Annotated in this window: 12 protein-coding genes, 1 tRNA gene and 1 other RNA gene; 9 read left to right on the plus strand and 5 right to left on the minus strand. The window is 63.8% G+C overall.

Annotated features, from left to right (window positions below):
* Positions 1–19: 19 nt before the first annotated feature.
* Both miaA and ACN0WF_RS01540 read left to right on the plus strand, forming a co-directional pair.
* The gene (gene miaA, locus ACN0WF_RS01535) at positions 20–928 is read left to right on the plus strand and encodes a tRNA (adenosine(37)-N6)-dimethylallyltransferase MiaA (protein WP_417771003.1); all 909 of its coding nucleotides are present in this window, start codon (positions 20–22) and stop codon (positions 926–928) included.
* 308 nt (positions 929–1,236) lie between these two features.
* Complete coding sequence (locus tag ACN0WF_RS01540) at positions 1,237–1,776, plus strand: GNAT family N-acetyltransferase (protein ID WP_417771004.1); 540 nt, start codon at positions 1,237–1,239, stop codon at positions 1,774–1,776.
* A 106-nt stretch (positions 1,777–1,882) separates the two neighbouring features.
* On the opposite strand, the gene ACN0WF_RS01545 is transcribed toward ACN0WF_RS01540, so the two are convergent.
* From ACN0WF_RS01545 to ACN0WF_RS01555, 3 genes are all read right to left on the minus strand, one after another.
* Positions 1,883–3,430, minus strand: a complete 1,548-nt coding sequence (locus tag ACN0WF_RS01545) for a 2-isopropylmalate synthase (protein ID WP_417771005.1) — start codon at positions 3,428–3,430, stop codon at positions 1,883–1,885.
* Positions 3,431–3,872: 442 nt separating this feature from the next.
* Positions 3,873–4,445 carry an acetolactate synthase small subunit gene (gene ilvN, locus ACN0WF_RS01550; RefSeq protein WP_417771006.1) on the minus strand — a complete coding sequence of 191 codons (573 nt, stop codon included), beginning with the start codon at positions 4,443–4,445 and terminating at the stop codon, positions 3,873–3,875.
* Between the two features lie 19 nt (positions 4,446–4,464).
* Complete coding sequence (locus ACN0WF_RS01555; protein ID WP_417771007.1) at positions 4,465–6,231, minus strand: acetolactate synthase 3 large subunit; 1,767 nt, start codon at positions 6,229–6,231, stop codon at positions 4,465–4,467.
* 748 nt (positions 6,232–6,979) lie between these two features.
* On the opposite strand from ACN0WF_RS01555, the gene ACN0WF_RS01560 reads away from it, so the two are divergent.
* The 3 genes from ACN0WF_RS01560 (at position 6,980) to ACN0WF_RS01570 (ending at position 9,071) form a co-directional block, all read left to right on the plus strand.
* Positions 6,980–7,055: transfer RNA gene (locus ACN0WF_RS01560), tRNA-Lys, on the plus strand.
* Between the two features lie 331 nt (positions 7,056–7,386).
* Positions 7,387–8,313 carry an ABC transporter ATP-binding protein gene (locus ACN0WF_RS01565; RefSeq protein ID WP_417771008.1) on the plus strand — a complete coding sequence of 309 codons (927 nt, stop codon included), beginning with the start codon at positions 7,387–7,389 and terminating at the stop codon, positions 8,311–8,313.
* Complete coding sequence (locus ACN0WF_RS01570) at positions 8,310–9,071, plus strand: ABC transporter permease (protein ID WP_417771009.1); 762 nt, start codon at positions 8,310–8,312, stop codon at positions 9,069–9,071. Before ACN0WF_RS01565 ends, ACN0WF_RS01570 begins: the two co-directional genes overlap by 4 nt.
* A 64-nt stretch (positions 9,072–9,135) precedes the next feature.
* Here ACN0WF_RS01570 and ACN0WF_RS01575 read toward each other — a convergent pair whose 3' ends face one another.
* Positions 9,136–9,930, minus strand: a complete 795-nt coding sequence (locus ACN0WF_RS01575; protein ID WP_417771010.1) for a thymidylate synthase — start codon at positions 9,928–9,930, stop codon at positions 9,136–9,138.
* Between the two features lie 144 nt (positions 9,931–10,074).
* Positions 10,075–10,578, minus strand: a complete 504-nt coding sequence (locus ACN0WF_RS01580; RefSeq protein ID WP_417771011.1) for a YHS domain-containing (seleno)protein — start codon at positions 10,576–10,578, stop codon at positions 10,075–10,077.
* A gap of 145 nt (positions 10,579–10,723) precedes the next feature.
* On the opposite strand from ACN0WF_RS01580, the gene ssrA reads away from it, so the two are divergent.
* The 4 genes from ssrA to ACN0WF_RS01600 all read left to right on the plus strand — a co-directional run bounded on the left by ssrA (position 10,724) and on the right by ACN0WF_RS01600 (position 12,356).
* Positions 10,724–11,090, plus strand: a transfer-messenger RNA (tmRNA) gene (ssrA, locus tag ACN0WF_RS01585).
* Positions 11,091–11,269: 179 nt separating this feature from the next.
* Entirely contained in the window at positions 11,270–11,845 is a 576-nt protein-coding gene (locus tag ACN0WF_RS01590) for an SspB family protein (RefSeq protein WP_417771012.1), read from the plus strand.
* A gap of 53 nt (positions 11,846–11,898) precedes the next feature.
* Positions 11,899–12,108 (plus strand): DUF4169 family protein, encoded by a 210-nt coding sequence (locus ACN0WF_RS01595; protein WP_417771013.1) that lies wholly within the window; start codon positions 11,899–11,901, stop codon positions 12,106–12,108.
* Between the two features lie 14 nt (positions 12,109–12,122).
* A complete protein-coding gene (locus ACN0WF_RS01600) occupies positions 12,123–12,356 on the plus strand; it encodes a ribbon-helix-helix domain-containing protein (RefSeq protein WP_417771014.1) in 234 nt (77 codons plus the stop codon).
* Positions 12,357–12,360 lie beyond the last annotated feature (4 nt).

The following is a 12,360-nucleotide window of genomic DNA, read 5'->3' on the forward strand; positions in this document are numbered from 1 at the left end:
CCGAGATGAGGAGTGGAGCGTGAGGCAACCGGTCACGTTGATAGCGGGCCCCACCGCGAGCGGCAAGTCGGCGCTTGCTGTTGCGCTGGCCGAGCGCGACGGCGGCATTGTCGTCAATGCCGACAGCATGCAGGTCTACCGCGACCTGAACGTGCTGACGGCCAGACCCGAGGCCGACGACCTCGCCCGCGCGCCGCATCTTCTCTACGGGCATGTGGACGCAGCCGCCAAATACTCGGTCGCCCGCTGGCTCGACGATATCCGCGAGGTCATCGAGCAGGCCCGCATCACCGGACGGCCGCTCGTCATCGTCGGAGGCACCGGCCTTTATTTTCGCGCCCTGTTCGGCGGGCTCTCCCGGGTACCGCCGATCCCCCAGGAGGTACGCGACCGATGGCGGGCCTTCGCCGAGACCGCCAAGCCCGGCGTGTTGCACGCAGCCCTGGCGGAGCGCGACGCGGAGATGGCGGCGCGGCTGGAGAAGGGCGACACCCAGCGTCTGTCGCGGGCGCTCGAGGTCATCGAGGCAACCGGCAGGTCCCTGCTCCACTGGCAACAGCAAACGGGCGAGGCCTTGCTTTCGCAGGACACGCGAAGGGTTGTTCTCGCTCCGCCCAGGCCCTGGCTCCACGCCCGGATCGAAGATCGATTCGCGCGCATGGTGGAGACCGGCGCCTGCGAGGAAGCCCGCGCGCTCATGTCCCGAGGCCTGGATCCGGCCCTCCCGGCGATGAAAGCAATCGGCCTGCGCGAGTTGGCAAGCGTCGCCGAGGGCAAGCTGTCCGTCGCCGACGCGGTCGTGGCCGCAACCGCCGCAACCCGCCAGTATGCAAAGCGTCAGGAGACCTTTTTCCGAGGTCAACTCGCCAACTGGCCACGGCTCAACCCTAGCGCAGGAAGTGTGGACACGGCACTGACACAATTTTAAGTCAATCTGAAACAACGCTCCTGCATTGCTTGCGCCACCCTATCTGGCGTAAAATGACGGCATGCGGCGTCCCGGGCACGGCAGGCGAACCAATCGTCAGGCCCTTTGTCCCGGATGCACGCGGTGCGGCCAGGGCCATGTTCACGCGACACGCATGTCGCGACGCGAGCATCGCAAGGCCGGCTCTTGGGAGGGAGACAGCACCACGCCGCCAGGACGGACGGCGAAGCGGAAGCATTTCCGCATAACGAACCGGCGTATCCGGATGACCCAAGCGCGCGCATCCGCGCCTGGAGGAGGAGAACAAGATGGCGAATACCACGATCCTGCAGACGGAGCGTCTGCGGCTCTCGACCTTCGCCGAGACCGACCTTTCCGATCTTGTCGGTCTCCACCGGGATCCTTCCGTCAACCGATACCTCGCGTCCCACGAGATCATCCACACAAGCGCAGACGCCGAACGACATCTGGCCGATTACATCACCGGTCAGGAGCGGCGCGGCTTCACCCAGTGGAAGGCAACGCTCGGCGACGGCAGCTTTGTCGGGCGCGCCGGCTTCTCGGTCTACCGGGAAACCTCGGAGGTCGCGCTCAGCGTCTGCCTCGGCGCCGCGCATTGGGGCAAGGGCTATGCCTCGGAACTCGCCTCTGCGCTGGTCGACTGGTACTTCCGCAACACCTATTACACCCATCTGATCGCCTTCGTCGCCGCCGGCAACACACCGGCAAGACGGATGATGGAAGGCATAGGCTTCAAGCAGCGCCAGCGTACGGTAATCGAGGACGGCGCGGTCGATTGCCTGCAGATCCTCTCGCCCTCCCTGGCCAAACGCTTCCTCAGCGCCTGACCTCAGGCGACAAGTCGCACAGGTCTTTGATGCAAAAAGCCCCGGCATCACGCGATGCCGGGGCTTTTCGTTTCACTCAGCAGCAACTGGGCCGCTCCAAGGCGGCTCAGACCGCCCGCAGTTCCTGATGGTCCGGACGGTTCTGACGGGCGATCAGCTTGTTGAGCGCCGACACATAAGCCCGCGCCGAGGCCACAAGGGTGTCCGTGTCCGCGCCCTTGCCGGTCGCCATGCGGCCGTCGGCCTCGAGGCGAACGGAAACCTCGGCCTGCGCGTCGGTTCCTTCCGTCACGGCGTGCACCTGATAGAGCGAGAGCATCGCGTCATGCGGCACGATGGACTTGATCGCGTTGAACGTCGCATCGACCGGCCCGTCGCCCGAGCACTCCCGGGTTTCATGGCGACCATCGATGTCCATGGTCAGGATCGCCTTCTGCGGACCGCCGGTTCCCGCGATCACGGTCAGCGCGATGACGCGGATATGCTCGCCCTGGGTCGCGATCTCGTTCTCGACCAGCGCGTCGATGTCCTCGTCGTAGACATGCTTCTTGCGGTCGGCCAGTTCCTTGAAGCGGCGGAAGGCATCCTCGAAGGCGTTGCCGCCGATCTCGTAGCCCAGTTCCTCCAGCTTCTGGCGGAACGCGTGGCGGCCTGAGTGCTTGCCCATGACCAGCGAGGTCGACTTCACGCCAACATCCTCGGGACGCATGATCTCGTAGGTCTCGGCATTCTTGAGCATGCCGTCCTGATGGATGCCACTCTCGTGCGCGAAGGCGTTCTTGCCGACGATGGCCTTGTTGAACTGCACCGGGAAGCCGGAGACCGCCGATACCAGCTTGGAGGCGCGCGTCAGGTACTTCGGGTCGACGCCGCAGTCATACGCCAGCACATCCGCGCGGGTGCGCACCGCCATCACGATCTCTTCCAGCGCGGCGTTGCCGGCGCGCTCGCCCAGACCGTTGATGGTGCATTCCACCTGGCGCGCGCCGCCGGCGACGCCGGCGAGCGAGTTGGCCACCGCCAGCCCCAGATCATTGTGGCAATGAACCGAGAAGATCGCCTGATCCGCGTTCGGAACGCGCGCGCGGACCTGCTCGAACATCGCCTTGTACTCGTCCGGAGTGGCATAGCCGACCGTGTCCGGCAGGTTGATCGTCGTCGCGCCGGCGCGGATGGCCGTCTCGACGCAGCGGCACAGATAGTCGATCGGCGTGCGCGTCGCGTCCATGCCCGACCATTCGACGTCATCGATCAGATTGCGTGCGCGGGTCACCGTATCGGTGATGATGTCGAGAACCTCGGCCTCGGTCTTCTTCATCTGGAACTCCAGATGGATCGGTGAAGTCGAAACGAAGGTGTGGATGCGACCGCGCTCCGCATGGCGGACCGCCTCGCCCGCCCGGTCGATGTCGGCATGGATGGCCCGTGCCAGACCGGCGATCACCGAGCGCTTCGAGCGCTTGGCGATCTCGGAGACCGCCTCGAAATCACCGTTGGAGGCAATGGGGAAGCCAGCCTCGATGATGTCGACCCCCATATCGTCGAGGAGTTCGGCCACCTGCAGCTTTTCTTCCAGGGTCATGGAAGCGCCGGGCGACTGCTCGCCGTCGCGCAGGGTGGTGTCGAAAATGAAGATCTTGTCGCTGCCAGCCATGGCTTTTCAGTCCTTCTCATCCGGGCCGCGTCGCGCATGTTCGGTCGCACGCGGGAACCGGTTCAATCCGATTGCGGTCTTGAAGCTTTCAATCCCCTGAGTGCCCGCCTCCTTCGTATGGGAGGCAGCCAGCGCTCAGGGGCTGATAAGGAGGAGGAGGCCGCCGAGGCGGAGGGAGGGCGAACGAAGAGAGCCGCCGCGCGTGTTACGCGCGTCGATCGCAAAAGCGGCAGGGATGCCAGCGGCGATCATGCGGGTCGTCCATCCTCACAAATGGTACCGAGCGAGGCACCATGTTGAAATTTTCTGTCAAACGGTGACGCCAAAACGTAAGCAAACCGTTACCGGCGAAATTGGTACCCGATCGTGGCGGGGCTGGCAAGTGCCGATGACACCCGTTTTTGCTCCCGCCACGTCAGATCTTTGGTATCGCCAGCGCTGCTCAGAGCCCGTCCGGACCGCGCTGCAGGGCGGCGACGCCGGAGCGTGACACCTCGACGAGGCCGAGCGGCTTCAGGATCGCGATGAACTGCTCCACCTTGCTGGTGCGGCCGGTGATCTCGAAGACGAAATGCTCCGCCGTCGCATCGATCACCGTGGCGCGGAAGGCATCGGACAGGCGCAGAGCCTCGAGACGCTTCTCGCCCACGCCCGTGACCTTGATGAGCGCAAGCTCCCGCTCCAGCGGCTTCTCGAAATTGCGGCGACGCGCATCCGCCGTCAGGTCGGTGACCCGATGCACGGGCACGAGACGCTCAAGCTGGTGACGAATCTGCTCGATCACCATCGGCGTGCCGGTGGTGACGATGGTGATCCGCGACAGGTGCTTCTCGTGCTCGGTCTCCGACACGGTCAGGCTGTCGATGTTGTAGCCGCGACCGGAGAACAGGCCGATGACCCGGGCAAGCACGCCCGGTTCGTTGTCAACCAGAACCGAAAGCGTATGGCTTTCGATCTGCTCGTGGTTGTCGGCCATGAAGTAGGCGGACGGCGCGTTGAGATTCTGTGCGTTCATTGTCCTGGTCCTATCCCGCTCAGACGAGCGCCTTGCCTTCCGCGGAGATGGCGTTCGCCACCGCCTCGTCGTTCGCCTCGTCCGGCAGGAGCATCTCGTTGTGCGCCTTGCCCGAGGGGATCATCGGGAAGCAGTTGGCGAGATTGGCCACGCGGCAGTCGAAGAGCACCGGCTTGGGGGTGGCGAGCATCTCCTCGATCGCCCCGTCCAGGTCCCGCGGCTTGTCCACGATGATACCATGACCGCCGAAGGCTTCCGCCAGCTTCACGAAGTCCGGCATGCTTTCCAGATAGGAATGAGAGAGCCGGTTTCCGTGCAGGAGCTGCTGCCACTGGCGCACCATGCCCATGTACTGGTTGTTGAGGATGAACACCTTGACGGGCAGGCCGAACTGGACGGCCGTCGACAGCTCCTGGATGTTCATCATGATCGAGGCATCGCCGGCGATGTCGATGCAAAGCGCGTCGGGATGCGCCACCTGCGCACCGATGGCCGCCGGCAGACCATAGCCCATGGTGCCGAGGCCGCCGGAGGTCAGCCAGCGGTTCGGCGCCTCGAAGCCATAGAACTGCGCCGCCCACATCTGGTGCTGGCCGACCTCGGTGGAGACATAGGTCTCTCGGTCCTTGGTGTACGCATAGAGACGCTGCAGCGCATACTGCGGCATGATGATGTCTTCCGACGGACGGTAGGCCAGCGACTGGCGCGCCCGCCAGCGATCGATCTGCGACCACCAGTCCGCCATCGCCTCCTTGTCGAGCGCGAAGGAGCCGTTGCGCCACAGGCGCACCATGTCCTCCAGCACATGGGCGACGTCACCGATGATCGGCAGGTCGACCTGCACGGTCTTGTTGATCGACGAGGGGTCGATGTCGACGTGGATCTTCAGCGAATTCGGCGAGAAGGCGTCGACGCGGCCGGTGATGCGGTCGTCGAAACGCGCGCCGATGTTCACCATGACGTCGCAATCGTGCATCGCCATGTTGGCTTCGTAGGTGCCATGCATGCCGAGCATGCCGAGCCATTTGCCGTCGGAAGCCGGGAAAGCGCCAAGCCCCATCAGCGTCGAGGTCACGGGAATGCCGGTCATCTCGGCGAACTCGCGCAGGAGCTGGCTCGCGACCGGGCCCGAGTTGATGACGCCGCCGCCGGTATAGAGGATCGGCTTCTTCGCACGCGCGATCAGTTCGACAGCGCGCCGGATCGCCTCCATGTCGCCCTTGATGCGCGGCCGGTAACTCTTGTGCGCCACCTGCGTCGGCGGCTCGTAGGTGCCGGTGGCGAACTGGATGTCCTTCGGCACGTCGACGACGACCGGCCCGGGACGGCCGGAGGTCGCCACATAGAAAGCCTCGTGCAGGATGCGAGGCAGATCCTCGATCCGCTTCACCAGCCAGTTGTGCTTGGTACAAGGACGGGTGATGCCGACCGTGTCGCATTCCTGGAAGGCGTCATTGCCGATCAGATGGGTCGGAACCTGGCCGGAGATGCAGACGAGCGGAATGGAATCGAGCATCGCGTCGGTGAGCGCCGTGACCATATTGGTCGCGCCCGGACCCGAGGTGACCAGCACGACGCCCGGCTTGCCGGTGGAGCGAGCATAGCCCTCCGCCGCATGGCCTGCGCCCTGTTCGTGGCGCACAAGAATGTGCTCGATATCGTCCTGCTGGATAATCTCGTCATAGATCGGAAGCACGGCGCCACCGGGATAGCCGAATACATGGCGGACCCCCTGGTCCCTGAGTGCCTGGAGCACCATCTCGGCGCCGGTCATCTCACGCTTCATTTTCCTGTCCTCGATTATCGCAGCTTGCTGATGTGAGCCATGTCTTCCGAAGGGATCGCCATGCCGTCGGCGGCTCTGGCGATCGGGCAATAAAAAAGGCCCCCGGGGAGGCCTCATACGCGCGTGACTTCATTCGGAAACGGAGTTTATCCCGTCCGTGTCGCGCGCGTTCCGCATACAAGAATGAGCACGTTGCTCATCATCTCTTCCGTCTCCTTGCCGCCTGCGGGCGATGTTCCCCGGCGGATCCGATTCGTTGCGGACAACCTGAATGTCTCCGCCGACGGGGCGCAAACTAGACGCGCCCGCAAAGCCGGTCAAGCGGTAAGTCACGAAATTACGCCACACACGGCCATCCCTTGCCGATTGTTGCAAGAAGGCTCCCCCTCCCCCGAAAACGGCCGTGGTTCCCGACCGGCGAACGATGGCCGGCGCCGCTGATTGCGGAGGCGCGCTGCCATACCGCTCACAGCGGTTCGCACCGACCACAAGAGCGGCTTCGGCGCCGACATCGGCAGGGGCCAGGCAATTCCGCCGCCAACATCCGCCCTGCACGCCACTTATCCCCAGGCGCGAGGCAGCAATTTCAACGAAGATAAATTTGCGACACAAACCCCCTTGCGTGCTCTCTCCGGCCTTTGTATATACCCGTCACACAGCGGCCGGCGCGCAGCGCCAGCCGAAGGCGGGACATTCCCTGCGGAAGCGCAGAACACGGAATTACCGACTTCCGACCGAAACGGTCTGTGGGTGTATAGCTCAGTTGGTAGAGCAGCTGACTCTTAATCAGCCGGTCCTGGGTTCGAATCCCCGTGCACCCACCACTTTCCCCTCGTTGAAAAATCAGAGATAATCGCCTTTGGGCGCACGCCGCATCAGGCATGCGCATCGACATGCGTGCAATCCGTCTGACCGCCGCCACACGGCGCGCGATGGCGTGCCTCTTTTGGCGCGAAAAGGCCGGATTGCCACGCCAGCGCGAGGCCTCCCCCTGGGGCGACAAGGCGACTTTTCTCCCCCATGCGGCCTGTTGAACGCGGTTCGGCTTCCTATATTGTCGCGACAACACACAATCGGGATGACGCATGCCCGGAGCCTTCAGCAAGGCTTCGCGCCGTCGTCGCGCTCCGATCCACCCTTGCTTCAAGGCCAGCCATGCCGCCGATTCTCTCCGTCTCGGACCTGTGCAAGACATATGACACAGGCTTCGAGGCGCTCAAGCACATCAACCTGGACATAGAGCCTGGCGAGATCTTCGCCCTGCTCGGCCCCAATGGTGCCGGCAAGACCACGCTGATCAGCATCATCTGCGGCATCGTCAACGCCACCAGCGGCAAGGTCACCGTAAACGGCCACGATATTGCCACCGAGTTTCGCGCTGCACGCGCCGAAATCGGGCTGGTGCCGCAGGAGCTGACCACCGACGCCTTCGAGACCGTGCTCGCCACGGTCAACTTCAGCCGCGGCCTCTTCGGCAAGCGCAAGGACCCCGCTCTTGTCGAGCGGGTCCTGCGCGACCTGTCGCTCTGGGACAAGAAGGACAACAAGCTGTTCCAGCTGTCCGGCGGCATGAAGCGGCGTGTTCTGATTGCCAAGGCGCTCGCCCACGAACCTCGCCTCCTGTTCCTCGACGAACCGACCGCCGGCGTCGACGTGGAACTGCGCAAGGACATGTGGCGGGTGATCCGGCGCCTGCGCGACACGGGCGTCACCGTCATCCTGACGACCCACTACATCGAGGAGGCAGAGGATCTCGCCGATCGGGTCGGCGTGATCAACAAGGGTGAGATCATCCTCGTCGAGGACAAGGACGAGCTGATGCGCAAGCTCGGCCGCAAGGAGCTGATCCTGCAACTGGCCGAGCCGCTCGCCACCCTGCCGGAAAGCCTGGCCGGGCGGAATCTCGAGCTCACCGACGACGGGCAGTCGCTCGTCTACACGTATGATGCCCAGGGCGAACGCACCGGCATTACCGGCCTTCTTTCCGATCTCCAGGCCGCAGGCATCCGCTTCCGCGACCTCGACACACGACAGAGCTCCCTCGAGGATATCTTCGTCAATCTGGTGAGGGCACCGCAATGAACTTTCATGCAATCAAGGCCATCTACCGCTTCGAGATGGCACGCACGGGCCGCACCCTGTTCCAGAGCATCGTCTCGCCGGTGCTGTCGACCTCGCTCTATTTCATCGTGTTCGGCGCTGCCATCGGCTCGCGCATCTCGGAAGTCGACGGGGTGAGCTACGGCGCCTTCATCGTGCCGGGCCTGATCATGCTCTCGCTGTTGACGCAGAGCGTCTCGAACGCCTCTTTCGGCATCTATTTCCCGCGCTTCACCGGCACGATCTACGAGGTTCTGTCAGCGCCGATCTCCTACATGGAGATCGTCATCGCCTATGTCGGAGCGGCGGCGACCAAATCCATCCTCGTCGCACTCATCATCCTGGCGACGGCCCATCTCTTCGTGCCGCTGGAAATCCAGCATCCGTTCGGCATGTTCGCCTTCATGGTGCTGACGGCGATCACCTTCTCGCTGCTCGGGTTCATCATCGGCATCTGGGCGGACAATTTCGAGAAGCTGCAGTTCGTGCCGCTGCTGGTGATCACGCCCCTCGCCTTTCTCGGCGGCAGCTTCTACTCGATCTCGATGCTGCCGCCCGCCTGGCAGACGGTGACCATGTTCAATCCCGTGGTCTACCTGATCAGCGGCTTCCGCTGGAGCTTCTACGGCAGGGCCGATGTCGACCTCGGCACCAGCCTGATGATGACCGCTCTCTTCCTGGCCATCTGCCTCGCTGTCATCGCCTGGATCTTCAAGACGGGCTACCGGCTCAAGTCCTGATCAAACAAACGACGGGCGTCCCATGGGGGCGCCCGTTGTGCTTTCGCCATTGCCTGAAGGCTGCTCAGACGGCGACCGCCGCCTTGATGTGCGGATGCGGATCGTAATCCACAAGCGAGAAATCCTCGAAGCGGAACGCGAAGAGATCATCGATCCGCGTATTGATCTCAATGCGCGGCAGCGTGCGGGGCGCGCGCGAAAGCTGCTCGCGCGCCTGATCCATGTGGTTCAGGTAGAGATGCGCATCGCCAAACGTGTGGATGAACTCCCCTGGCGCATAGCCCGTCACCTGCGCCACCATCATGGTGAGGAGCGCATAGGAGGCGATGTTGAACGGCACCCCGAGGAACACATCGGCCGAGCGCTGGTAAAGCTGGCAGGAAAGCCGGCCATCGGCGACGTAGAACTGGAACAGGGCATGGCAGGGCGGCAGCGCCATCTCGTCGACCAGCGCCGGGTTCCAGGCAGAAACGATCAGCCGGCGACTGTCCGGGCTGCGCCGGATCAGCTCGAGAACATTGGCGATCTGGTCGATCGAGTGGCCGTCGGGTGCAGGCCAGGAGCGCCATTGGTAGCCGTAGACCGGCCCCAGGTCGCCGTTCTCGTCGGCCCATTCGTCCCATATGCGGACGCCGTTTTCCTTGAGGTAGCGAATATTGGTATCGCCGGCGAGGAACCACAGCAGCTCGTGAACGATGGACTTCAGGTGCAGCTTCTTCGTCGTCACCATGGGAAAGCCCTCGGCGAGATCGAAGCGCATCTGGTGCCCGAAGACCGATCGCGTGCCGGTTCCGGTCCGATCGGTCTTTTCCGCTCCCTCATCGAGAATGCGTTGCATCAGGTCGAGATATTGCCGCACGTCACAGTCCGTCCGCTTGTCCGAGGGCTTCCGCCGATTCCATCTGGGCTGGATGGTCGCCCACGGCCGCAGGTGCTGCAAGGGGCATGAGCACCCGCGATGCCGCTTTCCACGCCGCCGGCGACAGATCCCGCCGTCATTGGCTCACCTGCCGGCCAGATCCGGCCAGTTGTTGCGCGCCTTTTTTATGAAGCCCGAAATGTCGGTGCGCCATCTGGTCTGAACGCTATCGTCGTAGTTGAGGTAGAGCGTCCCGTCGACAATGTCCCAGTTGGCCGGATTGCCGCGCGCAAGCGATCCCTGCGCAACCGCCCAGGCGCAATAGCCGCCAAAAGCCGGCGCATAGCGTTGCGGGTCGGCCTCGAAGGCGGCGCGGTTCGCCTCGCTGGAAAAACGCCACTGCGCGCCCCGGTAGCGGAACACAATGGCCGGCGATCCCTCGACCGCTCTGCCTTGCGTGAAATAGGCGACCGGATCGTAGCCCCCGACAGCCGTTCCTTCCACGAGGCCGGTGTAGATCGGGCCGGTGTCCTCCCCCCCGAAACCGAACCAGCCCGCCGCCCGCGCAATCGCGATCGCGGCGACAGCCGCGATCACCACGCCAGCCAGCACGAGGAAAAAGACATTTCGCCGAACGGCAAGGGTCATCGGACGTGCTCCTTACACCAATGCGCGTGGCGTTCGCCGCACCGCGCTCGGCGATCCTAAACCCGTGGCGCAAGGCATCCCAGTTACGTCGGATCACAAGCGCGCGACCATCCGTCGCCCACAAGCAGTGCGAAGCGGGTTCCAGCCCCTTTTCAGCCGGCTCAAGTGCACCTATATTGCGAAGTGTCGGTGCAAGCCGACTATGACGATAAACGGACTGCGAAATAAGCCTATCGGACCCGGGGGCGGTACCCGGCGCCTCCACCCAAGCTCACCGGACCATGCGGTGGGGTGAGCTTCGGCGGGGGCGAAATAGGATCGACGAGGGTGTAAAGGCTGTTCTTTCGTTCGGCATGGTTCCGCCGTTATCGGGCCGTCTCAATAGTTGCAAATGACAACTATGCTATGGACAACGCTGTCGCCGCGTAATGCGGTGCCGGTAGTCCTTTAAGCCCTGTGGGGTAGCACCTACAGGCGGGGTCCGGAGGCACCTGGCAACAGAAGCCTCCACTTCTTTTCTTTCGCCCGCTCGATACGGGGCGTTCGCCCAGGACGCCAAGAGACACCGCCGACGGGAAATATGACGCTTGCCTGTCGAGAGTTGGGTGCTTCCTGTCGTGCAGGCCTTTTCAAGTCGAGCGCCGCGCGCCATGGTGGCGCCAACACCGATTCACTGCGACAGTTGCGAGCGATGGCCGAAGATCTGATCCGTTACGACATCGTCATCCAGGATGCGCTGCGCGGCGCCGTGCGCAAGATCCTGACCGAGGTGGCCCGTATCGGCCTTCCCGGTGAACACCATTTCTACATCGCGTTCGATACAAACGCGCCAGGCGTGCGCATCTCGCCCCGCCTGCACGAACGCTACCCGAAGGAAATGACGGTCGTTCTCCAGCACCAGTTCTGGGACCTGACCGTCACCGACCACGCCTTCGAGGTGGGCCTGTCCTTCGGCGGCGTGCCGGAGAAGCTCTTCGTCCCCTTCTCCTCGATCAAGGGGTTCTTCGACCCTTCCGTGCAGTTCGCGCTCGAATTCGAGCCCGGCAAGACGGCCGAGGAACTGCCGGAAGAGCTGGTCGAGGCGGCCCGCGAGCAGGAGCGCGCCGAGGCGATCCTGAGCGAGGTCGAACGCGAGACGGACAAGGCCGCTGCGACCGCGGCGGACGGCGCAACCGACACGAAAGCCGACGGCTCGACAGACGAGGACAGCAAGACGGAAGGCAGCGCGGATGTCGTTTCGCTCGATGCCTTCCGCAAGAAGACCTGATCTGATCGGTTGCCTCCGTCCCGAAAGGGCTCGGATATCACCGGGATAGCGCGATGAGCGGCGAAATCGTCAATCTCAGACAGGCCCGCAAGGCCCGTGCCCGCGCCGAGCGCGAGACGAAGGCTGCGGAACACCGCGTCCTCTTCGGGCGCACAAAGGCGGAGAAACGCCAGGACGCGCTGGAAGGCGACCGTCGCGAGCGCCATGTCGAGGGACATCTGCGCGAGACCGACACGCCGGATCCATCCGGCAAGACCTCCTGAGCCGGACGCCGTCCGTGTCCCTCGTCAAGCGCTCGCTCACCCTTCACGGTCACCGTACCAGCCTCGCGCTCGAGCCAGAGTTCTGGGGCGCGCTCGACGACATGGCCGAGGCGCAGGAGTTGAGCCTCCCCGCGCTGGTTGCCAGCATCGATGATGCCCGTCACATCGATCCGACCGGAGCCGACGCCTCCCTGTCGTCGGCCCTTCGCGTCGCAGCGCTTCGTCACTTCAGGAAATCGTCGCGATAGACCA

The sequence above is a fragment of the Stappia sp. genome, assembly GCF_048268045.1.
Classification (GTDB): Bacteria; Pseudomonadota; Alphaproteobacteria; order Rhizobiales; family Stappiaceae; genus Stappia.

Coding starts and splice junctions, on each gene's coding strand:
- ACN0WF_RS01555 (WP_417771007.1), bottom strand. CDS start 6,231: ATGAAGCGTGAGATGACCGGCGCCGAGATGGTGCTCCAGGCACTCAGG.
- ACN0WF_RS01565 (WP_417771008.1), top strand. CDS start 7,387: ATGCCGCCGATTCTCTCCGTCTCGGACCTGTGCAAGACATATGACACA.
- ACN0WF_RS01540 (WP_417771004.1), top strand. CDS start 1,237: ATGGCGAATACCACGATCCTGCAGACGGAGCGTCTGCGGCTCTCGACC.
- ACN0WF_RS01595 (WP_417771013.1), top strand. CDS start 11,899: ATGAGCGGCGAAATCGTCAATCTCAGACAGGCCCGCAAGGCCCGTGCC.
- ACN0WF_RS01570 (WP_417771009.1), top strand. CDS start 8,310: ATGAACTTTCATGCAATCAAGGCCATCTACCGCTTCGAGATGGCACGC.
- ACN0WF_RS01590 (WP_417771012.1), top strand. CDS start 11,270: ATGGCCGAAGATCTGATCCGTTACGACATCGTCATCCAGGATGCGCTG.
- ilvN (WP_417771006.1), bottom strand. CDS start 4,445: ATGAACGCACAGAATCTCAACGCGCCGTCCGCCTACTTCATGGCCGAC.
- ACN0WF_RS01545 (WP_417771005.1), bottom strand. CDS start 3,430: ATGGCTGGCAGCGACAAGATCTTCATTTTCGACACCACCCTGCGCGAC.
- ACN0WF_RS01580 (WP_417771011.1), bottom strand. CDS start 10,578: ATGACCCTTGCCGTTCGGCGAAATGTCTTTTTCCTCGTGCTGGCTGGC.